Here is a 25,459-nt window from a genome sequence, read left to right as displayed (position 1 = left end):
ACGTACCATGTGCGCTGTTCACGAGTCCAGACGAAGGAGCAGGCGGACGGTGGCACACGGCAGCACCCGCCCCACCAGCCGAGACGTAGCCCAAGCAGCAGGCGTCTCCCAGGCCGCGGTATCCCTCGTACTCGGCGACAAATGGCGCGGCCGAGTCTCCGAAACCACCGCCGAACGCGTCCGCCAAGCCGCCCGCGAACTCGGCTACCGGCCCAACCTCGCCGCCCGCAACCTACGCCTCGGCCACACACGCACCGTCCTGCTCGTCGTCCCCGCCCTCACCACCGAATTCTTCGCCGGCGTCTACACCGGCGCCGCCCGCATCGCCGCACAACACGGCTTCGGCGTCGTCCTCTACCCCTCCCCCGAAGGCATCGGCCCCGCCCGCGACCCCTTCGCCTCCGCCCAGACCGCCCTCGACGGCGTCATCGCCTCCTCCATGGCCGCCGACGCCCTCACCGCCATCCGCGGCGACCAGCTCCCCCTCGTCATGCTCGACAGCGACCCCGCAGGCAGCCACGGCGCCGCCACAGTCAACCTCGACATCACCGACGGTATCCGCCAGGTCACCGACCACCTCCTGGGCCTCGGCCACCGACGCTTCCTCCACCTCGCCGCCGACATCGCGTCCTGGACCTTCGAAGTACGCGCCCACGAACTCGCCGCACGACTCGGCGACATCCCCGGCACATCACTGCTCACCGTCCGCGCACCCATCTCCATCAACGAAGCCCGCACCGCCGCCGAAACCGCACTCTCCGCCCCAGGCCCCCGCCCCACCGCCATCGTCTGCGACGACGACAAACTCGCCGCCGGCGCCTACAAAGCCGCCCGCCGCCTCGGCCTCCGCATCCCCGACGACCTCTCCGTCACCGGCCTCGACGACCTCGCCCTCGCCACCGCCATCGACCCCGAACTCACAACGGTCCGCCTGGACGCCGAGCTCTTCGGGGAACGCGGCATGCAAGCCCTCCTGGCCGTCCTGGAAGGCCGCGAACCCAAAGCGGGCGACATCCCCGTCGAGCTCGTCGTCCGAGGCTCCACAGCACCGCCCAGCACGCCGTAGCCCGGCCCAGAAACACGCCTGTGCCCCGGCCGGGCGATCCGGCCGGGGCACAGGCGTAAACAAGACAGGCTGGGACTACTCCTCGGAGCTGTCGGACTCCTCGGAATCCTCCCCGTTCTCCGCACTCTCGGCCTCAGTGGACGCCCCATTGGCCTCAAGCAGCCGCGCCAACTGACGACCCACGATCCGCTTGAACTTCCGCGACTGCGGACGCGTACGGTCCAACACCGCGACCTCAAGCCGCTCCGCAGGAATCTCCCGCTGCGTACCGTTCGACTCACGCGACAGCGCCTGCACAGCGAGCTTCAGAGCCTCGGCCAGACTCATACCGTCCTGATGCCGCTGATCAAGGAAATTACTGATCAGCTCGGCATTACCACCGACGGCCACCGAACCGTGCTCATCCACGATCGACCCGTCATGCGGCAACCGATAGATCTGGTCACCCTCAGGCGTCTCACCCACCTCGGCGACAACCAGCTCCACCTCATACGGCTTCTCCGCCGCCGAAGAGAAGATCGTGCCCAGCGTCTGCGCATAGACATTGGCGAGACCACGCGCGGTCACGTCATCACGGTCATAGGTGTAACCACGAAGATCGGCATACCGCACACCACCGATCCGCAGATTCTCGTACTCGTTGTACTTGCCGGCGGCCGCAAAACCAATCCGGTCATAGATCTCACTGAACTTGTGCAGCGCACGGGACGGGTTCTCACCGACGAACACGATGCCATCGGCATACTGCAGCACAACCAGGCTGCGACCACGCGCGATGCCCTTACGGGCGTACTCCGCCCGGTCGGCCATGGCCTGCTGGGGGGAGACGTAGAACGGCGTCGACACCGGTTATCCGTCCCTTTCTGTCGAAGTCACAGGATCACCTAGAAAAAGACCGAACCCCGCCGCTACAGCAGCGCGGCCCGCGGGCCGTCAGGCTGCTCCAGACGCCGCTCCAGAATGGAACGAGCGATCTCGGACGACTCGTCGTCGCCGAGCCGGCGGAAACCATCGTCGGTGATCACCGTGACGATCGGATAGATCCGGCGGGCGACATCGGGACCACCGGTCGCCGAGTCGTCGTCAGCCGCGTCATACAGGGCCTGCACCACCAGCGTCGTGGCCTCGGCCTCGGTGAGGTCAGCACGGAAGAGCTTCTTCATGGCACCACGCGCGAAGATCGAACCAGAACCGGTGGCGGCGTACCCCTGCTCCTCCGAACGACCACCGGTCACGTCGTAGGAGAAGATCCGCCCCTTGTCCCGATCGACGTCGTAACCGGCGAAGAGCGGCACCACGGCCAGTCCCTGCATCGCCATACCGAGGTTGGACCGGATCATGGTCGACAGCCGGTTCGCCTTACCTTCGAGGGACAGCTGCGCACCCTCGACCTTCTCGAAGTGCTCCAGCTCCAACTGGAACAGCTTCACCATCTCGACGGCCAGACCGGCGGTACCCGCGATACCCACGGCCGAGTACTCGTCGGCAGGGAACACCTTCTCGATGTCCCGCTGCGCGATGACGTTACCCATGGTCGCCCGCCGGTCACCGGCGAGCACGACACCGCCGGGGAACGTCACAGCCACGATCGTGGTGCCGTGCGGCGCCTCGATCACGCCCTGCGTCGGCGGGAGTTGACGGTTACCGGGCAACATCTCCGGCTGGTGCTCCGAGAGAAAGTCCATGAACGAGGACGACCCAGGCGTCAGGAAGGCAGCTGGTAGACGCCCGGTGCTACGAGTGTTGGCTTCCACGCGATTCCTTCCACGTAAGCAGCAGCCCGCCTTATAACGTCGGGCCGATCCTTGAACTGCCCCAGTGCGGCGTTGCAGCTGAAGCACAGTACGCCACGGACCCTACCCGTCTCGTGGCAGTGATCCACATGCTCAGGCACAGCCGCCAAACATATGCAGCAGACGCCCCCTTGAGAGGCGAGCAACTCGTCGCGCTCGGCTTCCGTGAGTCCGTACTGCCGCTTCAGATGGTCCTGTCGCCCCTGGATGGCCCGGCACGCCTTGCACCGCGTCGACAGGCCATCGGATGCAGTGGCGTTGCGATGCCACTCGCTGTGCGGCTTGATCTCACCGCATGTCCGGCAGAGCTTATGCCCGGCCGGTGCGTCCACCTTCTCCCGAACCGACTTCCCCACGGCTTCCCGGCGGCGCCGGTAGTGCGCAGCGCTGTACTCCGCTACACACTCCCGGCACCGCACCTGCAGGCCGTCACGGCGGTTCCTGTCTCGTGCGAATGCCTCAGGAGGCAAGTCTCGCTTGCAGCCAGTGCATTGCTTCGCGCTCGGATCCTCAGTCACCCTCATCCCCCGCAACCTTCAATCCGAAGGCGAAGCGGTTTGAATTCCTTTACTGCCCACCCTTTTGCACGAATGAACGCACGAAATCCTCGGCATTTTCCTCGAGTACGTCGTCAATCTCGTCCAGAACCGAGTCGACGTCGTCGCTCAGCTTCTCCTGCCGCTCCTTGAGGTCCTCAGAAGCCTGCGTCTCCGCAGCCTGCTCCTCGACCTCCTCGGTAGAGCGCGTGGCCTTCTGCTGTCCGCCGCCGGTGTCCTTGGTTGCCATATCCCTCACCCCGCTCGTTTCGCCCGACATGGTCGGCAGGTCGGCTTTCCTGCCGATCGGTGATGATCAGACCCTACAAGCCGGGTCTGACATCGGCCCCGCAGTTTCTGCAACGTACGGGGGCCATCTCGATGATTCCCGGACGCCGGGTTTTCCACCCTGTTCGGCCGACGTCCGGTCTGTGTCGTTCGTGTACCCCTCAGCTGCCTGACAGGACCCTGACCAGGTCTTCTGCGGTGCGACAGCGGTCCAGGAGCTCCTTGACGTGATTTCGCGTTCCGCGAAGGGGTTCGAGGGTTGGAACGCGTTGGAGGGAGTCGCGGCCGGGGAGATCGAAGATGACGGAGTCCCAGGAGGCGGCGGCGACGTCGTCGGCGTACTGCTCGAGGCAGCGGCCGCGGAAGTAGGCGCGGGTGTCCTCGGGCGGCTTGGTCTTGGCCCGTTCGACGGATTCCTCGGTCATGAGGCGCTTGATGCGGCCTCGGGCGGCGAGGCGGTTGTAGAGGCCCTTGTCGGGGCGTACGTCGGCGTACTGGAGGTCGAGGAGGTGGAGTTTGGCGGCGTCCCAGTCGAGGTCGTCGCGGCGGCGGTAGCCTTCCATGAGTTCTCGCTTGGCGACCCAGTCCAGTTCGCCGGACAGGCTCATGGGGTCCCGCTCCAGGCGGTTCAGGGTGTCTTCCCAGCGGGACAGGACGTCCTTGGTCTGTTCGTCCGCGTCCGCTCCGAAGCGCTCCTCCACGTACTTACGCGACAGCTCGTAGTACTCCATCTGGAGCTGGACGGCGGTGAGTGTGCGTCCGCTGCGCAGGGTGATGAGCCGCTGGAGTGACGGGTCGTGGGAGACCTGGTGGAGGGTGCGGACGGGCTGGTCGACGGCGAGGTCCACGGCGATGAAGCCGTCCTCGATCATCGACAGGACGAGGGCCGTCGTACCCAGCTTCAGGTACGTCGAGATCTCCGAGAGGTTCGCGTCGCCGATGATCACGTGGAGGCGGCGGTATTTCTCCGCGTCGGCGTGGGGTTCGTCCCGGGTGTTGATGATCGGGCGCTTGAGAGTCGTCTCCAGGCCTACCTCGACTTCGAAGTAGTCGGCGCGCTGGCTGAGCTGGAAGCCGTGCTCGTGGCCGTCCTGGCCGATGCCGACTCGGCCGGCGCCGGTGACGACCTGGCGGGAGACGAAGAAGGGGGTGAGGTGGCGCACGATGTCCGAGAAGGGGGTTTCCCGCTTCATCAGGTAGTTCTCGTGCGTGCCGTAGGAGGCGCCCTTGTTGTCGGTGTTGTTTTTGTAGAGGTGGATGGGCTGGGCGCCGGGGAGCTGTGCGGCGCGTTCGGCGGCTTCGGCCATGATGCGTTCGCCGGCCTTGTCCCAGAGGACGGCGTCCCGGGGGTTGGTGACCTCGGGGGCGCTGTATTCGGGGTGTGCGTGGTCGACGTAGAGGCGTGCTCCGTTGGTGAGGATGACGTTGGCGAGGCCGATGTCCTCGTCGGTGAGCTGGCTGGAGTCGGCGGCCTCGCGGGCGAGGTCGAAGCCTCGCGCGTCGCGCAGCGGGTTCTCCTCCTCGAAGTCCCAGCGGGCTCGTCGGGCCCGGTGCATCGCCGCCGCGTAGGCGTTGACGATCTGGGATGAGGTGAGCATGGCATTGGCGTTGGGGTGGCCGGGGACGGAGATCCCGTACTCCGTCTCGATGCCCATTACTCGCCGTACGGTCATGCGGCCCTCCTTGCCCGGCGGCGCCCTCGGTCGGGGGTGCCGCTCAAGTACCGCTGGCGCTCCGGTGCGTGTGCGGTGCCCGTCCCCGCACTGCGCGACTCGGCGGTATGGAAGAGCCTAGAACGCCTTTGCGCTGGTGGGGAGATCATTTGCGTCATTGCGTTGCTCGCGTTCGTGCCGGCGGTGGCCGGAAAAACAGTGGGCTGCGGATGCCCGGTGGGGGCACCCGCAGCCGCCCTGTGTTTTACAGGTACTGACCGGTGTTTGCCACCGTGTCGATGGAGCGTCCGGTGTCTGCGCCCTGCTTTCCGGTGATGAGGGTGCGGATGTAGACGATCCGTTCGCCCTTCTTTCCGGAGATGCGGGCCCAGTCGTCGGGGTTGGTGGTGTTGGGCAGGTCTTCGTTCTCCTTGAACTCGTCCACGCAGGCTTGGAGGAGGTGGGAGACGCGCAGGCCCTTCTGGTTGTGTTCGAGGAAGTCCTTGATCGCCATTTTCTTGGCGCGGCCGACGATGTTTTCGATCATGGCGCCGGAGTTGAAGTCCTTGAAGTAGAGGACTTCCTTGTCGCCGTTGGCGTAGGTGACTTCCAGGAAGCGGTTTTCCTCGGATTCGGCGTACATCTGTTCGACAGCGGTCTGGATCATGCTCTGGACCGTCGTCGCCTTGCTGCCGCCGTGTTCGCCGATGTCTTCGGAGTGCAGTGGGAGGCGCTCGGTGAGGTACTTGCCGAAGATGTCCTTGGCGGCTTCGGCGTCCGGGCGCTCGATCTTGATCTTCACGTCCAGTCGGCCGGGGCGCAGGATGGCGGGGTCGATCATGTCCTCGCGGTTGGAGGCACCGATGACGACCACGTTCTGCAGGCCTTCCACGCCGTCGATCTCGGCGAGCAGCTGGGGGACGATGGTGTTTTCCACGTCCGAGCTGACGCCTGAGCCGCGGGTGCGGAAGAGGGATTCCATCTCGTCGAAGAAGACGATGACGGGTGTGCCCTCGCTGGCCTTCTCACGTGCGCGCTGGAAGACGAGTCGGATCTGCCGTTCGGTTTCGCCGACGTACTTGTTGAGGAGTTCGGGGCCCTTGATGTTGAGGAAGAAGCTCTTGCCGGTGGCTTGGCCGGTGACTTCGGCGACCTTTTTGGCCAGCGAGTTGGCGACGGCCTTGGCGATGAGTGTCTTGCCGCATCCGGGCGGTCCGTAGAGCAGGACGCCCTTGGGCGGGCGCAGTTCGTGCTCCTTGAACAGGTCGGGGTAGAGGTACGGCAGCTCGACGGCGTCGCGGATCATCTCGATCTGGCCGCCCAGGCCGCCGATCTGCTCGTAGCCGATGTCGGGGACCTCTTCGAGGACGAGTTCCTCGACTTCGCTCTTGGGGACGATCTCGTAGACGTAGCCGGAGCGGGGTTCGAGCAGGAGGGCGTCGCCGGGTCGGATGGTGACGTCCAGCAGCGGCTCGGCGAGCCGTACCACCCGTTCCTCGTCGGTGTGCCCGAGCACCAGGGCGCGCTCGCCGTCCTCAAGGATCTCCTTGAGGGTGACGATGTCCCCGACGCGCTCGAATTCCATGGCTTCGACCACGTTGAGTGCTTCGTTGAGCATCAGTTCCTGGCCGCGCCTGAGGTCGTCGAGTTCGACGCTCGGGCTGACGTTCACGCGGAGTTTGCGGCCTCCGGTGAAGATGTCGGCGGTGCCGTCCTCGTTGGCTTGCAGGAAGACACCGAAGCCGGCCGGCGGCTGTGCGAGCCGGTCGACTTCTTCCTTGAGGGCCACGATCTGGTCGCGGGCCTCACGGAGCGTGTTGGCGAGTCGCTCGTTCTGTGCGGATACGCCGGCCAGGTTGGTCTGCAACTCGACGATCCGCTCTTCGAGAATCCTCGTGTGCCGCGGAGAGTCGGCGAGCTTGCGTCGCAGGACGGCGATCTCCTGCTCAAGGTAGGCGATCTGCCCGGCCGGGTCGTCGGACCCTCGTCCCGGGCGGATGCCGCGGTTCATGTCGTCGTCGTGGGCTGCCACGGTCCTCACCTCCTCCAAGGGGAGCTGGACGCTTCCAGACCCTACCTGGGTGGGTGTCGATTGAAACCCCTAGATCACAAAGACTGTCGGGGTGTGTCCGATCTTCACCCTTGCGCTCTCCCTCACGCCAGGGGAATACCCACCGAACATGATTGGGAAGCCGCCGCAGGTAGGCTCGAAGCGTTCAACACCCGTCAGAGCTGGCCGGATTCCCGTTCGGCTCGACGTAAGCGGATGGCAGGAGAGATGAGCGTGGAGCAGGCGGCCGGGGTCGATGGCGTGGCACTGGAGGTCTGGATCGACCAGGCTCTGTGTACCGGTGACGGTATCTGTGCCCAGTACGCGCCGGAGGTGTTCGAGCTGGACATCGATGGTCTGGCTTATGTGAAGGGCGCGGACGACGAGCTGTTGCAGGTGGAGGGGGCGACAACGCCCGTGCCGTTGCCGCTTCTCACGGATGTGGTGGATTCGGCGAAGGAGTGTCCGGGCGAGTGCATCCATGTACGTCGCGTTTCGGACAAGGTCGAGATGTTCGGTCCGGACGCCGAGTGACCTTGCGTGTACGGGGTGTTACGACTGTCTGATTTCTCACACGCGCTGGTGGCGTGGATCAGACGCTGTGGGCTCCTGCGGGTGTCGAGCGGACGAACGTGCCGTTCTTCCACTGCCACTTCGCGCTGTTCTTCACGTCGGGGCAGCAGCGGGGTACGTCGTCGGAGGAGTAGCTGAGCAGGTCGGCGACGACGGCTCCGTCGCGGACGGTGATGTCACTGACGGTAGTGCTGTCCTTGGGGTCGACGAGGGTGGCGACGACGCGGGGTGTGGCCGTCTCGGTGGCTCGGGTGAGGACGTAGAGGCCGTCGGGTGGGGTGCCCATGGGGGCGTCGCAGTGCACGACGGCCACGGTTTCGGGGTTGCCGTCGCCGTCGAGGTCTCCGGTGGCCTTTTTCACCACGACCGCCTTTACGGGCCCGCATTCGAGCGGGAGGTCGACGCCGGCCGGGTCGGGGGGTGCGAGGGCGGCGGGGGCGTGTCCGGTCTCCGGGCCGGCGGTCTGGGCGGCTGTCGCCGAGTTGGGCTGGAGGACCGAGGACAGGGCCACGACGCCGGCGACCGCTGTGGCGGTGGCGAGCCAGTGGATGGGGCGGGTGTGGGTGTGTGCCAGTTCCGGGACGGCGGGTTGCTGCACTAGGAGCGTCTCCTGTGAGGGCTGTGCCGGTGGGGGTGGCCAGCATGGTGCCACACGTCACAGTGCGGGGGAACGGCGGGGTGTGGAGTTCGGGTGCCGGTGTGCGGTGGTCGGGGGGGCGCGGGGGGCGTGCGGGTGTTTGTGCGACGTTCGGATCTGCGGGTTGTCGGGCATCCGGTGTCAACAGAAAGGCGCTGTGGTCGAGTTCCCGGTGGTGTTCCGGGAACTCGACCACAGCGCTTGTACGTTGTGCGCGGTGTGGGGCCGTGTCAGCGGCCGGAGCCGCCGTCGGCGTTGGGGCCTTCGTAGTCCTCGCCGTAGGCGCCCTTGGCGGGGCGTCGGCGGCGCATGGGGGGCTCGACTCCGTCGGCGAGGCGGCGGGCGGTGAGCAGGAAGCCGGTGTGGCCGATCATGCGGTGGTCGGGGCGGACGGCGAGGCCCTCGATGTGCCAGTTGCGGATCATCGTCTCCCAGGCGGTCGGCTCGTTGAAGCAGCCGATCTCGCGGATGGACTCGACGGTCCGGGCGAGCTGGGTGGTGGTGGCGACGTAGCAGCAGACGATGCCGCCGGGGACGAGGGCCTTGGAGACCGCTTCCAGGCATTCCCAGGGGGCGAGCATGTCGAGGATGACGCGGTCGACGTCGGTGTCGCTCAGGTTGTCCTGGAGGTCGCCGACGGTGAGCTGCCAGGCGGGGTGGGGGCCGCCGAAATAGCGCTCGACGTTCTGCTGGGCGATCTCGGCGAAGTCCTCGCGGCGCTCGTAGCTGTGCAGCATGCCCTGGTCGCCGATGGCACGCAGCAGGAAGCTGCTGAGCGAGCCGGAGCCGACGCCGGCCTCGACGACGCGGGCGCCGGGGAAGATGTCGGCGAAGGCGAGGATCTGTCCGGCGTCCTTGGGGTAGACGACGGCTGCCCCGCGGGGCATGGACAGGACGTAGTCGGGGAGCAGGGGGCGCAGCGCGAGGTAGGCGACGTTACCGGTGGTGCGGACAACGCTGCCCTCGGGTGCGCCGATCAGTTCGTCGTGCGGGAAGGAACCCTTGTGGGTGTGGAAGTTCTTCCCGGCTTCGAGCGTGAACGTGTAGTGGCGGCCCTTGGGGTCGGTCAGCTGAACCTGGTCCCCGACCTTGAAGGGCCCGCGCCTGCGGGCGGCACCGGTCGGTTCGGACATGTGACCAGCCTACCGGCGTTTCGGGGGGCCGCCGACCATGGGGAAGCGCCGAGCCCGCTACATGGGGAGCGGGTGTGTCAGCTGGGGCGGGCCATTGCCTTGACGAAGGCGCGCTCGACGTCGGCCGCGGACAGGACGCCGTAGATCTCGCCGGTCTCCTCCACCACCAGGTATTCGGTGGCGGGGGCGGCCCGGAGGGCGTCGAGCAGGTCTTCTCCCTCGAGTTCGGCGGAGACGCGCATGCCGTCGGTGAGGTCCTGGGCGAGGCCGCTGACGGGGACCCAGGGGCGGCGGTGTTCGGGTACGCCGACGATGGCGGCCTCGCGGACGAGGGAGAGGGGATTGCCGTCGGCGTCGACGACGACGAGGGCGCGGGCTCCCGCGGCGTTGGCGCGGCGCAGGGCTTCGGAGAGGGGGGTGTCGGTCTCGACGGGGACGGCGCGGCGGGTGAGGGTGCGGGCGCGCAGTTCGGGGAGGTGTTCGCGGAGGCGGGCCATGCGCAGGCTGTTGCCGGCGCCGGTCCAGATGATCGCGGCGAGGATGGCGGCGAGCAGGGCGTCCATGACGGTGTCCATGCCGACGTTGTCGACGGCGTCGGAGCCGAGGGCGCCGGACTGGGTGAGCCAGGGCAGGCCGATGAGGACGGCGACGGCGAGGGCGCGGCCGACCCAGGCGGCGGCGATGGTGCCGGTCATGGGTTTGCCGGTGATCTTCCAGACGATGGCGCGGAGCATACGGCCGCCGTCGAGGGGGAGTCCGGGGAGCAGATTGAAGGCGGCGACGATGAGGTTGGAGATCATCAGGCCGGCCAGGAGGACGCCGGGGACGGTGCCGGGTTCGACGGGCTGCATGGCGGCGTAGAAGACGCCGGCGAGGGCGAGGGAGAGCAGCGGTCCGACGAAGGCGAGGACGAATTCGCGGCCGGGTGTCTCGGCCTCCTTCTCGATTTCGGAGACTCCGCCGAAGAACTGGAGCTGGATGCGGCGCACGGGGAGCTTGAAACGGAGTGCGGCGACCGTGTGCGCGAGTTCGTGGACGAGGACGGAGGCGTAGAAGGCGACGGCGAAGAAGAGGGAGACGAGGTAGCGGGCGGCGCCGAGCTCGGGCAGGACGCGGTCGAGTTGTCCGCCGAACACCCAGGTGATGAGGGCGGCGACGAGGAACCAGCTGGGGGCGACGTACACGGGCACGCCAAAGGGGCGTCCCATGAGGAGCCCGCCTCGGGGTTCCTGGGGGCGCTGGGGCGGCTGGTTCTTTGTGGGGCCGGAGTGGGCGAGGGTGCGGTCGTGGGCGTCGGGGTCTGGGGTGTGGTGGGGGTAGGGCGTGGTGGGGGGCTGCTGCGACCGGGGTTCGGACGGCGCCGGTGGGGTGGGGCCCGAAGGGCTGTCGCCTGGGCTCGGTGGGACCGGGGAGTCGCTGGAGGGGCCGCCTTGCGCCTGCTGCGCCTGCTGGGGGGCCGCGCCGTCGGTGGCGGCGTCGTCGCCGTCCGTGCCCCGCGGGGGCTCGTCCTGCGAGTGGTCCTCCGCGTGGGGCGGCGGCTGGGCGGCTTCGGGCGCGGTGTCGTCCCGGTCGGTGTCCAAGGGCCGGGCGTCCGGGGACTGTTCGGCGGCCGGGGCCGGGTCGGGGTGTGTGGGGTCGGCGGCCGGGGCCGTACGGTCTGTTCGGCGCTCGGTCGATCGGCGCTCGGTCGACTCGTCGGTGCCGGACCGCGGCTGCCCGCTCCCGCCGCTCTCGTCCACGGTGTCCCCTCGTTCGAAGCGTCGTCCGCGCCTGCTGGGCGGATGGGTCTGGGTCGATGGTATGCGGCCGTCGCGGCGTGTTCCGCCCCGGCACCCCTCTCTGTTTCCCCGGCTGTCCCAGCCGTAACGGCCGCGGCTGGGTCACTGTCAGTGGCGGGCCGTAAGGTCTGTGGGCATGGAGACGAGCACGGAGGGTGCCGCGGCGGACTGCGGCGGTGATGTCGCGTCGGCGACCGGGCCGGTGACGGACCAGTGCCCGGCGGGAGCGGACGGTACGACGGTGGCGACGGCCGAGGGGGATGCGGGCGCGGCCACGGCGGGTGATGCGGCCGCCGTCGCCCGTGCCATACCGCCGACCTCGCTGTCTCCCTCGCGTGCGAGTGACTTCATGCAGTGCCCGCTGCTGTACCGGTTCCGGGTGATCGACCGGCTGCCGGAGAAGCCGAGTGCGGCGGCGACGAAGGGCACGTTGGTGCACGCCGTGCTGGAGCGGCTCTTCGACGCCCCGGCGGCCGAGCGGACGGCGCCGCGTGCGAAGTCGCTGATTCCCGGGCAGTGGGACCGGCTGCGGGAGAGCAGGCCGGAGGTCGTGGAGCTGTTCGCGGACGATCCGGAGGGCGAGCGGCTGGCGGCGTGGCTGGGTGAGGCGGAGCGACTTGTCGAGCGCTGGTTCGGGCTGGAGGATCCGACCCGGCTGGAGCCCGCCGAGCGTGAGCTGTTCGTCGAGGCCGAGCTGGATTCGGGGCTGCGGTTGCGCGGCATCATCGACCGGGTCGACGTGGCGCCGACGGGTGAGGTGCGGATCGTCGACTACAAGACCGGCAAGGCGCCCCGGCCCGAGTACTCCGAGGGCGCGCTGTTCCAGATGAAGTTCTACGCGCTCGTGGTATGGCGGCTGAAGCGGGTGGTCCCGCGCCGGCTCCAGCTCGTTTATCTCGGCAGTGGTGACGTGTTGACGTACGACCCCGTCCTCGCCGATCTGGAGCGGGTCGAGCGCAAGCTGCTGGCGCTGTGGGAGGCGATCCGCGAGGCGACGGAGACAGGAGTGTGGCGGCCGCGGCCGACGAAGCTGTGCGGCTGGTGCGATCACCAGGCGCACTGCCCGGAATTCGGCGGCACTCCCCCGCCGTATCCGCTGGCGGTGGCGGTGGCCGACCCGGATTCGGCCGGGGGTGCGGGGGATGCCCCCCGGGGTGTGCAGTCGCTGCCGGTCAGGGCGGGCGAGTCCGGGGACGGGCCGCAGGGCAGAATGGGGCCGGACTAGCGAAGGAGACTTACGTGGCCATCCGCGTCCTACTGGTCGACGACCAGCCGCTACTGCGTACCGGCTTCCGGATGATTCTGGAGGCGGAGCAGGACATCGCGGTCGTGGGCGAGGCCGGCGACGGCCTTCAGGCCCTCGACCAGGTGCGGGCCCTGCAGCCCGACGTGGTTCTGATGGACATCCGTATGCCTCGGATGGACGGTGTCGAGGCGACCCGGCAGATCACCGGGCCCGGGCGGGACGGCCCGGCGAAGGTGCTGGTGCTGACGACTTTCGATCTCGACGAGTATGTGGTGGAGGCGTTGAAGGCGGGGGCCAGCGGGTTTCTGCTGAAGGACGCCCCGGCCAATGAGCTGGTGCAGGCGATCCGTGTGGTCGCGGCAGGGGAGGCGATGCTCGCCCCGAGCATCACGCGTCGGCTGCTCGACAAGTACGCCACGCATCTGCCGTCGGGCGACGAGCCGGTTCCGGACACCCTGCACACGCTCACCGATCGTGAGGTGGAGGTGCTGAAGCTGGTGGCGCGGGGCCTGTCCAATGCGGAGATCGCCGCGGATCTGTTCGTCAGCGAGACCACGGTGAAGACGCATGTGGGCCATGTGCTCACCAAGCTGGGGTTGCGTGACCGGGTGCAGGCCGCGGTGTATGCGTACGAGAGCGGGCTGGTGCGCCCCGGCGCACAGTAGGAGCCTGCCTTGACGCGGCGGAGGGCGCCCCTTGTGAGAAGGGGCGCCCTCCGCGTGCGTAGGCGGGTGCGACCGTCTGTCAGCCCTTGCTGAGTTCCCAGAAACGGAAGACGGTGGAGGCGTCGAGGCAGTACTCCAGGCCGTAGACGTTGTCGCGGACGACGGCGTACTGCTTGGCCTGCCAGACGGGGAGGACGGGGAGCTCCCTGGCCACGATGTCCTGGAGCTGGTTGAACTCGTCGTCGGTGGCGGAGCGGTCGCTCTCGGCGGAGGTGCGCGGGATGAGCGAGCCGGTGATGGCCTTGTTGCTGTAGTTGTTGCTCAGCACGTTGCCCTTGCCGAAGAAGGGTGAGGTGAAGTTGTCGGCGTCCGGGTAGTCCGGGATCCAGCCCTTCACGTACACGCCGTACTTGCCGGCGGCGATGTCCTTCTCGTACTGGTCGAACGCGACGGACTGCACGTCGGCGTCGAACAGGCCGCTCGCGTTGAGCTGCTGCGCGATGGCCTTCAACTCCTGGTCGGTGGCCGGGCCGTAGCGCGACGGGGTGGACCAGAGGGTCAGCTTGACCTTGCCGGTGATGCCGTCGTCCTGGAGCGCGGCGGCGGCCTTGGCCTTGGAGGGCCGGGCGCCGTAGGTGTCGAAGAAGGCCGTGCTGTGGCCGCCGATGCCGGCCGGGATGATGGAGTACAGCGGGCTGGCGGTGCCTTCGTAGACGTCCTTGATGAGGGCGTCGCGGTCGATCAGGTAGGCGATGGCCTTGCGGACGCCGAGCTTTCCGGCGACCGGGTCGTCCATGTTGAAGACGAGGTGCTGGACTTCGGCGCTGCTGCCTTCGACGACCTCGACGCCGGAGTCGGCGCCGGACTTCTCGATGTCGGCGATGTCGCCCGCGGTGAGGCCGCGGTAGGCGATGTCGACCTCACGGGCGCTCAGGGCCTTCTTCAGGGCGTCCTGGTCGCCGTGGAAGAACTTCAGGGTGACGCCGGAGTTCTGCACCTTCGCGGTGCCCTTGTAGTTCTCGTTGACGGAGAAGACGGCCTCCTCGTCGTTGAACGAGTCGAGCTTGTACGGGCCGGAGCCGACCGCCGCGTTGTCCGCGCGCAGGCCCTTCGCGTCGTACTGTTCCTGGTCGACGATGGAGCCGGCGCCGGAGGCTATCTTGCTCGGGAAGGTGGCGTCCGGGGTGTTGAGCCGGAAGACGACCGTCTTGTCGTCCGGTGTCTCCACCTTGTCGAGCGTGGGGAACATGACCGCGGGACCTTCGGGGTCGTTGATCTTCAGCATGCGGTCGAAGGAGAACTTGACGTCCTCGGAGGTGAGCGCGTCACCGTTGCTGAACTTGAGGCCGTCTCTGAGGGTGCACTTGTAGACCTTGGTCTCCGTGTCGGAGAAGGTGCACTGCTCGGCGGCCTCGGGCTGGGGTTCGGTGGCGCCCTTGGGGAAGCTGAGCAGCGACTGGAAGACGTTGTTGAACAGCAGCCAGGAGCCGGGGTCGTAGCCGGAGGCGGGGTCGGTGGCCAGGACGTCGTCGGACATCCCCATGACCACCGAGGTGCCGGTCCCCCCGGTATCGCCCGTCTCCGTTCCGCAGCCGGTCAGCAGGCCGGAGGCCAGCCCTGCCACGACGGGCAGGACCGGCCACTGGTTGCGCATGTTCACGTACGAGTGCCTTGTCGTCGGTTGTGTGGAACCCGGGCCGAAGTCCTGGATCCCGGGCCGGCCCGGCGCCTTGGTCGTGGCGCCGGGCGCAGGGAGACGTCAGCCGCTCACGCCACGGCCGAGCTCCCACAGCTGAAGGGTCGAGGAGGAGTTGAGCGCGTAGGCCGTGCCCGTGACGTCGTCGCCGGCGGCGACGTACTGCCTGCCCTGCCACAGGGGCAGCACGGGGACGTCGTTGGCCACGATGTCCTGGATGTCGGTCAGGCTTCCGGACGCCGACAGTCGGTCGGCCACGCGGCGGGACTCCGGGATGAGGTTGTTGCGGATCGCGCTGTTGGCGTACGGCGAGCCGAGGAAGTTGTCCTTGTCGAGGAAGGGCGCGAGGAAGTTGTCGGCGTCGGGGAAGTCGGGGAACCAGCCCATGCCGTAGACCTCGTACTCGCCCTTCTGCTCGGCGGGGCGGAAAGCCGCCCAAGGGGTGCCCTCGATGTCGACGTCGAACAGGCCGCTGTCGTCCAGCTGCTTCTTCAGCAGCTCGAACTCCTTCTTGGTGGCCGAGCCGTAGTGGTCGGTCGTGTAGTGCAGCGTCAGTTTCACCGGGGTGGTGATGCCGGCCTTCTCCAGCAGCGACTTGGCCTTGGCGGCGCTCGGGTCGCCGTACTTGTTGAAGAACGCGTTGGAGTGGCCCGTGACGCTGGCGGGGACCAGCGAGTACAGCGGTTCGGCCTGGGAGCCGTAGACCTTGGAGACGAGTTCGCCGCGGTCGATGATCTGGGCCATCGCCTGGCGGACGGCCTTGCTGCGTACGCTCGGGTCGTTGGTGTTGAAGGCCAGGTAGCGGATTTCCAGGCCGGACATGTCGACGAGGTCGACGCTGTCGTCGGAGTCGGCCGACAGCTTCTTGATCTGCTCGGGCGACATGGTGCGGGTCATCAGGTCGATGTCGCCTTTTTCGAGGGCGGTGCCCATCTCGTCGGCGTCGGCGAAGTTGCGCAGTTCGACCTTGTCGTTGTTCACCGTCAGGCTCCCCTTGTAGTTGGGGTTCTTGGTGAACACGGCGGAGACCAGCTTGTCGTTCTTGACCTCGGCCTGGAGGGTGTACGGGCCGGAGCCGTCGGCCTCGAAGCCGTCGCGCAGCTTGTCCTTGGCGTAGACGTCCGGGTCGACGATGCCGGCGACCGGGGTGGACAGCTTGAACGGGAAGGTGGCGTCGGCGGTCCTGAGGTGGAAGATGACGTCGCGGTCGCCCTGGGTCTCGACGGTGTCGATGGTGGACAGCAGTGCGAAGACGCCGCTGTCGGCCTTCAGGGAGCGGGCGCGGTCGATGGAGTACTTCACGTCGTCCGCGGTGATGGGGTCGCCGTTCGCGAACTTGAGGTCCTGGCGCAGTTTGCAGGCGTAGCGTTCGTTGCCGCTGTCGGTGAAGCCGCAGCTCTGGGCGGCCTCGGGAACCGGGTCGCCGTCGCCGCGCGGCTGGACCATGAGGGTCTGCACGGTCTGGCGCAGGATGTTCCAGGTGCCGACGTCGTAGGCGTAGGCCGGGTCGAGGGGTGCGGGAGCGTCCTTCGAGGCAGTGAACGCGTCCGTGGTGCCGACGACGATCGCGTCGCCGCCGTCGCTGCCGCTGTCGGTTCCGCCGCAGGCGGCGAGAACCGGCGCGAGCAGGCCGATGACGGCCGGCAGCACCAAAGTCTTGCGGTTCATGCTCGGGTTTCTCCAGCTGTCGACTCCGTGTACCCGGCATGCAGGGGTGTCGCAGCGGGGTCACGGGGTAGGGCGATGTTCTCGCGACGAGGTTAGTCCGCGCCCGCAGGAAAGTTCGCCGCCGCCGGAGTTGAGAACCCATCACGCTGTGAGACCGGTCGCGGACGCACCGGAAACCTGATGGGGGAAGGATTCGTGCACCGATCCATCAATCGGGACACAAAGGTGCGCTTGAAGCCCTCGTGGGAGGGTCATCACCACAGGGCTGGGCGCCTGTCGACCCTCTTGTGAGTGTCGAACGTCACAAACTGAACGGTCTTGGTGTGCACCGGAATTCAGCCATCGCACGGGATTCGAATTCCTTTGCGGAATTCCCCCGGCTAACGGCGTTGCACTCTGGGTGAACGCCGACCCTATTTCCGTTGTCAGGCCGTCATCAGACGACCATCGGGCCATCCATCGGGCCATCCATCAGGCCACCATCAGGCCGCGTAGAAATGCGAGATCGACCTGTTCCAGGGAGGTCACCACGGTGCGCCGGGCGGCCGGGGTGATCGGTGCGACCGAGGGCACGGCCACCACATGGCAGCCCGCGGCCTCGGCGGCGGCGACGCCGGTCGCCGTGTCCTCGACGACCGCGCATCGGGTGGGGTCGGCGCCGAGTCCGGCCGCGGCGAACAGGTACGGGTCCGGGTGCGGCTTGGTGCGCGTCACCTCGTCGCCGGCGACGGTCAGCGCGAAGTACTGCGGGCCGAGCGTGGTGAGGACCCGGTCGATGATGCGCCGGTGCGAGGCGGAGACCAGGGCCGTGGGGATCTCGTACTCGGCCAGCTCGGCCAGCAGCCGGGCCGCCCCCGGCATCAGCGGCAGGGCGCGGTCGATACGGTCCTCGAAGCCCTGGTTGAGCAGGACGGTGAGCTCGGCGAGGGTGATGTCGGCCCCGGTGGCCTCGATGAGGAACCCCGCGCTGCGGGTCATCGGGCCGCCGACCACGACATGGCGCCAGGTGTCGTCGAGGGTGTGGCCGAGGCCGGCGAAGACCTCGACCTCTACGTCCCACCAGAAGCCCTCGGTGTCCACCAGGGTTCCGTCCATGTCGAGGAGGACGGCCTGCAAGGCCGAGCCGTCGGCCGTACGGGTTACTGGCGCGGGGACCGTGCTGGTCATCCACGTACCTCCTTGAAGGGACGATCAGGCCGGTTCCCACGGAGGGAACCGGCCTGCGGTGGACCGTCCAGTGTACGACGGGTCGCCTTGAATCGCCTGGTTCAACGCGTGTGCCTCGGGGCACACGGGTGACACGGATGACCCGCCGGGGCGGTCAGGTCAGCGTGCGTTGAAGTACTTCGCCTCCGGGTGGTGGATGACGATCGCGTCCGTGGACTGCTCGGGGTGCAGCTGGAACTCCTCGGACAGGTGGACGCCGATGCGCTCGGGCTGGAGCAGGTCGGCGATCTTGGACCGGTCCTCCAGGTTGGGGCAGGCGCCGTAGCCGAGGGAGAAGCGGGCGCCGCGGTACTTCAGCGCGAACATGTCCTCGATGTCGGACGGGTCCTCGCCGGCGAAGCCCAGCTCGGAGCGCACCCGGGCGTGCCAGTACTCGGCGAGCGCCTCGGCCAGCTGCACGGACAGGCCGTGCAGTTCGAGGTAGTCGCGGTAGGCGTTGGCCTCGAACATCCGGGCGGTCTCCTCGCCGATCCGGGAGCCCACGGTGACGACCTGGAGGCCCACGACGTCGGTCTCGCCGGACTCCTGCGGGCGGAAGAAGTCCGCGAGGCACAGCCGGCGGCCGCGGCGCTGGCGCGGGAAGGTGAAGCGGGTGCGTTCGTTGCCGTGCTCGTCGAGGAGGATCAGGTCGTCGTCCTTGGATACGCACGGGAAGTAGCCGTAGACCACGGCCGCTTCGAGGAGGTTCTCCGTCTGGAGCCTGTCGAGCAGTCCGCGCAGCCGCGGGCGGCCCTCGGTCTCGACGAGTTCCTGGTACGACGGGCCCTCACCGGTGCGGGCCTCCTTCAGGCCCCACTGGCCCTTGAAGAGGGCGCCCTCGTCGAGCCAGGACGCGTACTCCTTGAGCTGGATGCCCTTGATGACGCGGGTGCCCCAGAACGGCGGCTCGGGCAGCGGGTTGTCGGTGGCGACGTCGGAGCGGCCGCCTCCGTCCCCGGGGCGCTCGTCCAGTACGGCCGTGGCGGTGGCGCTCCTGACCCGGCGCTGCTTGAGGTCGGGCAGCTTCGCTCCGGGCACGCCCCGCTTGACGCCGATCAGGGCGTCCATCAGGCGCAGGCCCTCGAACGCGTCCCGGGCGTAGCGGACTTCGCCCTCGTACAGCTCGTGCAGGTCCTGCTCGACGTAGGCGCGGGTGAGGGCGGCGCCGCCGAGGATGACGGGGTAGTTCGCCGCGAGGCCGCGCTGGTTGAGCTCCTCCAGGTTCTCCTTCATGATCACCGTGGACTTGACCAGCAGACCGGACATACCGATGACGTCGGCGCGGTGCTCCTCGGCGGCCTCCAGGATCGCGGAGACGGGCTGCTTGATGCCCAGGTTGACCACGTTGTAGCCGTTGTTGGACAGGATGATGTCGACGAGGTTCTTGCCGATGTCGTGGACGTCGCCGCGCACGGTGGCCAGCACGATGGTGCCCTTGCCGTCGGCGTCGGACTTCTCCATGTGCGGTTCGAGGTAGGCGACGGCGGCCTTCATCACCTCGGCGGACTGGAGGACGAACGGCAGCTGCATCTGGCCGGAGCCGAACAGTTCGCCGACGACCTTCATACCGTCCAGCAGGGTGTTGTTGACGATGTCCAGGGCGGGCGTGTCCTGGAGGGCCTCGTCGAGGTCGGCCTCCAGGCCGTTCTTCTCACCGTCGATGATGCGGCGCTTGAGGCGCTCCTCCAGCGGGAGGGCGGCGAGTTCCTCGGCCTTGCCGGCCTTGAGGGACTTGGCGGTGGCGCCCTCGAAGAGCTGCATCAGCTTCTGGAGGGGGTCGTAGCCCTCGGCGCGGCGGTCGTGGATCAGGTCGAGGGCCGTCTGGACCTCTTCCTCGCTGAAGCGGGCGATCGGCAGGATCTTCGAGGCGTGGACGATGGCCGAGTCCAGGCCCGCCTTGACGCACTCGTCGAGGAAGACGGAGTTCAACAGGATGCGGGCGGCCGGGTTGAGGCCGAAGGAGATGTTGGACAGGCCGAGGGTGGTCTGGACGTCCGGATGGCGGCGCTTGAGCTCGCGGATCGCCTCGATGGTGGCGATGCCGTCCCCCCGGGACTCCTCCTGACCGGTGCAGATGGTGAAGGTCAGGGTGTCGATGAGGATGTCCGACTCGTGGATGCCCCAGTTGCCGGTCAGATCGTCGATCAGCCGTTCGGCGATCTCGACCTTTTTCTCGGGGGTGCGGGCCTGGCCCTCCTCGTCGATGGTCAGCGCGATCAGGGCGGCGCCGTGCTCGCGGGCGAGCTTGGTGACCTTCGCGAAGCGGGACTCGGGGCCGTCGCCGTCCTCGTAGTTGACGGAGTTGATGACCGCCCGGCCGCCGAGCTTCTCCAGTCCGGCCTGGATGACGTCGACCTCGGTGGAGTCCAGGACGATCGGCAGGGTGGAGGCGGTGGCGAAGCGGCCGGCGAGCTCCTCCATGTCGGCGACGCCGTCGCGGCCCACGTAGTCGACGCACAGGTCGAGCATGTGCGCGCCCTCGCGGATCTGGTCGCGGGCCATCTCCACACAGTCGTCCCAGCGGCCGTCCAGCATGGCCTCGCGGAACTTCTTGGAGCCGTTGGCGTTGGTGCGCTCGCCGATGGCGAGGTAGGAGGTGTCCTGGCGGAACGGGACCGTCTGGTAGAGGGAGGCGGCGCCGGGTTCGGGCTGCGGGTTCCGCTGTGCGGGCGTGGCCTCCCGGACCCGCTCCACGAGCTGCCTGAGGTGTTCGGGGGTCGTGCCGCAGCAGCCGCCGACGAGGTTCAGGCCGTAGTCCCGTACGAAGGTCTCCTGGGCGTCGGCCAGGCCTTCGGGGTCGAGCGGGAAGTGGGCGCCGTCCTTGGTGAGGATCGGCAGACCGGCGTTCGGCATGCACAGCAGCGGGGTGCGGGAGTGCCGGGCGAGGTAGCGCAGGTGCTCGCTCATCTCGGCGGGGCCGGTCGAGCAGTTCAGGCCGATCATGTCGATGCCGAGGGGCTCCAGCGCGGTCAGCGCGGCGCCGATCTCGGAGCCGAGCAGCATGGTGCCGGTCGTCTCGAAGGCCATCGAGACCAGCAGGGGGGCCTCGGTGCCGGTCGCCTCCATGGCGCGCCGGGCGCCCAGGATCGACGACTTCGTCTGGAGCAGGTCCTGTGTGGTCTCCACGATCAGGGCGTCGGCGCCGCCGGCGAGCAGGCCCTCGGCGTTCGCCTGGAAGCCGTCCCGCAGCGTCCCGTAGCCGATGTGGCCGAGGGTCGGCAGCTTCGTGCCGGGTCCGATCGAGCCGAGGACCCACCGCTGTCGGCCGTCGCGGGCGCCGAACGCGTCGGCCGTCTCGCGGGCGATACGGGCGCCCGCCTCGGACAGCTCGTAGATCCGGTCGGCGATGTCGTACTCGGCCATGGCCGAGTGATTGACGCCGAAGGTGTTGGTCTCGACGCAGTCCACGCCCGCGTCGAAGTACGCCTCATGGACCGAACGGACGATATCCGGCCGGGTCAGGTTCAGGATCTCGTTGCACCCTTCGAGGTTCTCGAAGTCCTCGAGGGTGGGCTCGTGGGACTGCAACATGGTGCCCATCGCTCCGTCGGCGACCACCACACGGGTGGCGAGCGCCTCGCGGAGGGCGGACACACGGGTCCGGCTGTCGGCGGAAGGGGTCGGTGGCAACGAGGCCATGTAAGGGCTCCCTGGAATGCGACGGCTGTCGGCTTTGCACCCTTGCGTGACGTTCCACGGTGGGCGCACCCCGCCAGCGTAGCCGGGACCGCGGCGGAAGGGTCAGGCCGTCCACGGGGCGGACGCGGACGACGGCGAGGGCGCTCACCGGATACGTGTGACACAAGAGAAGCAGCCGGATGGCGCCGGACCATTAGCGGGAGGTCGGCATCGACCGGTAGTGTTCGACATTGCCGAACGGCGGCAGCGACGTCGCGATGTCGACGGTCGAAGGGGACGGAGGCAGTACGGCGATGGCACGGAACATCCAGTCGCTCGAACGGGCGGCCGCGATGCTGCGGCTTCTCGCAGGCGGCGAGCGACGCCTCGGCCTGTCGGACATCGCCTCCTCGCTGGGCCTCGCCAAGGGCACCGCCCACGGAATCCTGCGCACCCTCCAGCAGGAGGGCTTCGTGGAGCAGGACGACGCCTCCGGGCGCTACCAGCTGGGCGCGGAGCTGCTACGCCTGGGCACGACCTACCTGGACGTGCACGAGCTGCGGGCACGCGCGCTGGTGTGGACGGACGACCTGGCCCGGTCCAGCGGGGAGAGCGTCTATCTGGGCGTTCTGCACCAGCAAGGGGTGCTGATCGTCCACCACGTTTTCCGGCCTGACGACAGCAGGCAAGTGCTGGAGATCGGCGTCATGCAGCCGCTGCACTCCACGGCGCTGGGCAAGGTCCTGTCGGCGTACGACCCGGTCGCGCACAGCGAGGCGATCGAGGCCGACCGCAAGGCCTTCACCGACCGGACCGTGTGCGAGCTGGACCGCTTCGAGCATCTCCTCGACCTGACACGCGCGCGTGGCTACGCGGCGGACGTCGAGGAGACCTGGGAGGGTGTCGCCTCCCTGGCCGCCCCCATCCATGACCGGCGCCGTATGCCGGTCGGCGCCGTCGGCATCACCGGCGCCGTGGAGCGGCTGTGCCGGGACGGCGAGCTGCGTCCCGAGCTGATCGCGGCGGTGCGGGACTGCGCTCGCGCGGTGTCGCGGGATCTGGGCGCCGGTCGGTTCTGAGGCCCCGTAGGACCTCGTACGGGACGGGAGTGACCGCCGGGACGCCGAAGAACGTTCCGGCCTTCGTCGTGCCCCGGCCAGGACTGTCCCCATGTCGATAAATCAACACAACCGACAACGATCGCGCATTCAACGACAGAGCTCTTGACGCACATGCGACGCCGGGGCAAGACTCCCGTCCATCGGTCGGCATTGCCGAACACCTACCGGCAATACGCGCTAGAGTGTGACAACGCCAAGGACCGGTATCGCTCTCACCCCCGAGGGCAATGCGAACCACCGGAGGGACCCGGGGTTCGGCTTCCCTGGACGAAGGACAAAGGAGTCGCGGGTGTCCAGCTCCGACATCTTCATCGGCGAGACCATCGGTACCGCCATACTCATCCTGCTCGGCGGGGGCGTCTGCGCCGCCGTCACGCTGAAGGCCTCCAAGGCTCGCAACGCCGGTTGGCTCGCCATCACCTTCGGGTGGGGCTTTGCAGTACTCACGGCCGTCTACACCTCGGCGCCGCTGTCCGGTGCCCATCTGAACCCGGCCGTGACGGTCGCTCTCGCGATCAAGGACAACGACTGGAGCAATGTTCCGACGTACTTCGCCGGACAGCTGCTCGGCGCCATGATCGGTGCGGCCCTGGTCTGGGTCGCCTACTACGGCCAGTTCCACGCCCACCTCACCGACAAGGAGATCGTCGGCGGTCCGGGTGCGCAGGCCACCACGGCCAAGGCCGTCGAAGCCCAGGAGAAGGGCGCCGGCCCGGTCCTGGGCATCTTCTCCACCGGCCCCGAGATCCGGAACGCGGTGCAGAACCTCGCCACGGAGGTCATCGGCACCGTCGTGCTGGTCCTCGCCGTCCTCACCCAGGGCCTGAACGACGCCGGCAACGGCCTCGGCATCCTGGGCGGCCTGATCACCGCACTCGTGGTCGTCTCCATCGGTCTGTCGCTCGGCGGCCCGACCGGTTACGCGATCAACCCGGCCCGTGACCTCGGTCCGCGTATCGTCCACGCCCTTCTGCCGCTGCCCAACAAGGGCGGTTCCGACTGGGGCTACGCCTGGATCCCGGTGGTCGGCCCGCTGATCGGCGGCGCCATCGCGGCAGGTATCTACAACGTCGCTTTCGCCTAGGAGCAGCGAGCTTCACCCGTTCGGGTGATCAGTTCCGAAACTCTCAGCGCGCGCCGTACGTAAAGCCCCATAACCACGGAACTTCCAGGAGCTAACAGTGACCGACGCCCACACCGCCGGCCCCTTCATCGCCGCCATCGACCAGGGCACCACCTCGTCCCGCTGCATCGTCTTCGACCGCGACGGCCGGATCGTCTCCGTCGACCAGAAGGAGCACGAGCAGATCTTCCCGAAGCCGGGCTGGGTCGAGCACAACGCGACCGAGATCTGGACCAACGTCCAGGAGGTCGTCGCCGGCGCCATCGCCAAGGCCGGCATCACCCGCGACGACATCAAGGCCATCGGCATCACCAACCAGCGCGAGACCACCGTGCTGTGGGACAAGAACACCGGTGAGCCCGTCCACAACGCCATCGTCTGGCAGGACACCCGCACCGACGCGCTCTGCAAGGAGCTCGGCCGCAATGTCGGCCAGGACCGCTTCCGCCGTGAGACCGGCCTGCCCCTGGCCTCCTACTTCGCCGGTCCCAAGGCCCGCTGGCTGCTGGACAACGTCGAGGGCCTCAAGGAGCGCGCCGCGGCCGGCGACATCCTCTTCGGCACCATGGACACCTGGGTCATCTGGAACCTGACCGGCGGTGTCAACGGCGGCAAGCACGTCACCGACGTCACCAACGCCTCCCGCACCATGCTGATGAACCTGCACACCATGGCGTGGGACGAGAAGATCGCCGAGTCGATCGGCGTGCCGCTTCAGATCCTGCCCGAGATCCGTTCCTCCGCCGAGGTCTACGGCGAGGTCACCGGCGGCAAGCTGGGCGAGCTGCTCGGCGGCATCCCGGTCGCCTCCGCGCTCGGTGACCAGCAGGCGGCCCTGTTCGGCCAGACCTGCTTCTCCGAGGGCGAGGTCAAGTCGACGTACGGCACCGGCACCTTCATGGTGATGAACACCGGTGACAAGATCATCAACTCGTACGCGGGCCTGCTGACCACCGTCGGCTACAAGATCGGTGACCAGCCGACGGTCTACGCCCTGGAGGGCTCGATCGCCGTCACCGGCTCGCTGGTGCAGTGGATGCGCGACCAGATGGGTCTGATCTCCACCGCCGCCGAGATCGAGACGCTCGCGCTCTCCGTCGAGGACAACGGCGGCGCCTACTTCGTGCCTGCGTTCTCCGGCCTGTTCGCCCCGCACTGGCGCTCCGACGCCCGTGGTGTGATCGCCGGTCTGACCCGGTACGTCACCAAGGCGCACCTTGCACGCGCCGTCCTGGAGGCCACCGCCTGGCAGACCCGGGAGATCGCCGACGCCATGGTGAAGGACTCCGGCGACGAGCTGGTGGCCCTCAAGGTCGACGGCGGTATGACCTCCAACAACCTGCTGATGCAGACCCTCTCGGACTTCCTCGACGCCCCTGTGGTGCGCCCGATGGTCGCCGAGACCACCTGCCTCGGCGCCGCCTACGCCGCCGGTCTCGCCGTCGGCTTCTGGTCCAGCACCGACGAGCTGCGCGCCAACTGGCGTCGGGCCGCCGAGTGGACCCCCCGCATGGACGCGGAGACCCGCGACCGTGAGTACAAGAACTGGCTCAAGGCCGTCGAGCGGACCATGGGCTGGCTCGAGGACGACGAGAGCTGAGAGCAGCTCT

General features: G+C 68.1%; 20 protein-coding genes. 7 read left to right on the top strand and 13 right to left on the bottom strand.

The window, feature by feature from the left end; translation table 11 throughout:
• The first annotated feature begins 7 nt into the window (after window positions 1–7).
• Window positions 8–1,066: a LacI family DNA-binding transcriptional regulator gene (locus tag KUM44_RS38555; RefSeq protein WP_217214434.1), complete on the top strand. Its 1,059-nt coding sequence runs from the start codon at window positions 8–10 to the stop codon at window positions 1,064–1,066.
• A gap of 75 nt (window positions 1,067–1,141) precedes the next feature.
• On the opposite strand, the gene prcA is transcribed toward KUM44_RS38555, so the two are convergent.
• The 6 genes from prcA to arc form a co-directional block, all read right to left on the bottom strand.
• A complete protein-coding gene (gene prcA, locus KUM44_RS38550; protein WP_217214433.1) occupies window positions 1,142–1,912 on the bottom strand; it encodes a proteasome subunit alpha in 771 nt (256 codons plus the stop codon).
• 62 nt (window positions 1,913–1,974) lie between these two features.
• Window positions 1,975–2,820 carry a proteasome subunit beta gene (gene prcB, locus KUM44_RS38545; protein WP_217214432.1) on the bottom strand — a complete coding sequence of 282 codons (846 nt, stop codon included), beginning with the start codon at window positions 2,818–2,820 and terminating at the stop codon, window positions 1,975–1,977.
• Complete coding sequence (locus tag KUM44_RS38540) at window positions 2,772–3,383, bottom strand: endonuclease VII domain-containing protein (RefSeq protein WP_217214430.1); 612 nt, start codon at window positions 3,381–3,383, stop codon at window positions 2,772–2,774. Before KUM44_RS38540 ends, prcB begins: the two co-directional genes overlap by 49 nt.
• Window positions 3,384–3,426: 43 nt before the next feature.
• Window positions 3,427–3,645, bottom strand: a complete 219-nt coding sequence (locus KUM44_RS38535) for a ubiquitin-like protein Pup (protein ID WP_019757212.1) — start codon at window positions 3,643–3,645, stop codon at window positions 3,427–3,429.
• A 199-nt stretch (window positions 3,646–3,844) separates the two neighbouring features.
• Entirely contained in the window at window positions 3,845–5,356 is a 1,512-nt protein-coding gene (gene dop, locus KUM44_RS38530) for a depupylase/deamidase Dop (protein ID WP_374202118.1), read from the bottom strand.
• A gap of 244 nt (window positions 5,357–5,600) precedes the next feature.
• Window positions 5,601–7,367 carry a proteasome ATPase gene (gene arc, locus KUM44_RS38525; protein WP_217214429.1) on the bottom strand — a complete coding sequence of 589 codons (1,767 nt, stop codon included), beginning with the start codon at window positions 7,365–7,367 and terminating at the stop codon, window positions 5,601–5,603.
• A 246-nt stretch (window positions 7,368–7,613) separates the two neighbouring features.
• On the opposite strand from arc, the gene KUM44_RS38520 reads away from it, so the two are divergent.
• Window positions 7,614–7,919, top strand: a complete 306-nt coding sequence (locus KUM44_RS38520) for a ferredoxin (protein WP_217214428.1) — start codon at window positions 7,614–7,616, stop codon at window positions 7,917–7,919.
• 58 nt (window positions 7,920–7,977) lie between these two features.
• On the opposite strand, the gene KUM44_RS38515 is transcribed toward KUM44_RS38520, so the two are convergent.
• The 3 genes from KUM44_RS38515 to KUM44_RS38505 form a co-directional block, all read right to left on the bottom strand.
• The gene (locus tag KUM44_RS38515) at window positions 7,978–8,556 is read right to left on the bottom strand and encodes a hypothetical protein (protein WP_217214427.1); all 579 of its coding nucleotides are present in this window, start codon (window positions 8,554–8,556) and stop codon (window positions 7,978–7,980) included.
• 269 nt (window positions 8,557–8,825) lie between these two features.
• On the bottom strand, window positions 8,826–9,728 hold the full coding sequence (locus tag KUM44_RS38510) for a tRNA (adenine-N1)-methyltransferase (RefSeq protein ID WP_217214426.1): 903 nt from the start codon (window positions 9,726–9,728) through the stop codon (window positions 8,826–8,828).
• Between the two features lie 77 nt (window positions 9,729–9,805).
• Window positions 9,806–11,467: a site-2 protease family protein gene (locus KUM44_RS38505; RefSeq protein WP_217214425.1), complete on the bottom strand. Its 1,662-nt coding sequence runs from the start codon at window positions 11,465–11,467 to the stop codon at window positions 9,806–9,808.
• Window positions 11,468–11,642: 175 nt separating this feature from the next.
• Between KUM44_RS38505 and KUM44_RS38500 the strand changes: the two genes are divergently transcribed.
• Together KUM44_RS38500 and KUM44_RS38495 are read left to right on the top strand one after the other, a co-directional pair.
• Complete coding sequence (locus tag KUM44_RS38500) at window positions 11,643–12,731, top strand: RecB family exonuclease (protein WP_217214424.1); 1,089 nt, start codon at window positions 11,643–11,645, stop codon at window positions 12,729–12,731.
• Between the two features lie 14 nt (window positions 12,732–12,745).
• The gene (locus KUM44_RS38495; RefSeq protein ID WP_062722719.1) at window positions 12,746–13,417 is read left to right on the top strand and encodes a response regulator transcription factor; all 672 of its coding nucleotides are present in this window, start codon (window positions 12,746–12,748) and stop codon (window positions 13,415–13,417) included.
• A 79-nt stretch (window positions 13,418–13,496) separates the two neighbouring features.
• On the opposite strand, the gene KUM44_RS38490 is transcribed toward KUM44_RS38495, so the two are convergent.
• From KUM44_RS38490 to metH, 4 genes are all read right to left on the bottom strand, one after another.
• Entirely contained in the window at window positions 13,497–15,077 is a 1,581-nt protein-coding gene (locus tag KUM44_RS38490) for an ABC transporter substrate-binding protein (protein ID WP_217214423.1), read from the bottom strand.
• 99 nt (window positions 15,078–15,176) lie between these two features.
• Entirely contained in the window at window positions 15,177–16,781 is a 1,605-nt protein-coding gene (locus tag KUM44_RS38485) for an ABC transporter substrate-binding protein (protein WP_217214422.1), read from the bottom strand.
• Window positions 16,782–17,252: 471 nt separating this feature from the next.
• Window positions 17,253–17,948, bottom strand: coding sequence for an HAD family phosphatase (locus KUM44_RS38480; RefSeq protein WP_217214421.1), 696 nt, complete (start codon window positions 17,946–17,948; stop codon window positions 17,253–17,255).
• 159 nt (window positions 17,949–18,107) lie between these two features.
• Window positions 18,108–21,626, bottom strand: a complete 3,519-nt coding sequence (metH, locus tag KUM44_RS38475; RefSeq protein ID WP_217214420.1) for a methionine synthase — start codon at window positions 21,624–21,626, stop codon at window positions 18,108–18,110.
• Between the two features lie 293 nt (window positions 21,627–21,919).
• Here metH and KUM44_RS38470 point away from each other — a divergent pair, with 293 nt between their 5' ends.
• From KUM44_RS38470 to glpK, 3 genes are all read left to right on the top strand, one after another.
• The gene (locus KUM44_RS38470) at window positions 21,920–22,684 is read left to right on the top strand and encodes an IclR family transcriptional regulator (RefSeq protein WP_217214419.1); all 765 of its coding nucleotides are present in this window, start codon (window positions 21,920–21,922) and stop codon (window positions 22,682–22,684) included.
• A gap of 331 nt (window positions 22,685–23,015) precedes the next feature.
• Window positions 23,016–23,810 carry an MIP/aquaporin family protein gene (locus tag KUM44_RS38465; protein ID WP_217214418.1) on the top strand — a complete coding sequence of 265 codons (795 nt, stop codon included), beginning with the start codon at window positions 23,016–23,018 and terminating at the stop codon, window positions 23,808–23,810.
• Window positions 23,811–23,907: 97 nt separating this feature from the next.
• On the top strand, window positions 23,908–25,449 hold the full coding sequence (gene glpK, locus KUM44_RS38460; RefSeq protein WP_217214417.1) for a glycerol kinase GlpK: 1,542 nt from the start codon (window positions 23,908–23,910) through the stop codon (window positions 25,447–25,449).
• Window positions 25,450–25,459: the final 10 nt, after the last annotated feature.

Origin of the sequence: Streptomyces sp. AC550_RSS872 (assembly GCF_019049285.1) — a bacterium.
Lineage (GTDB): Bacteria > Actinomycetota > Actinomycetes > Streptomycetales > Streptomycetaceae > Streptomyces.
This window is presented reverse-complemented; position numbering and strand designations above follow the sequence as displayed.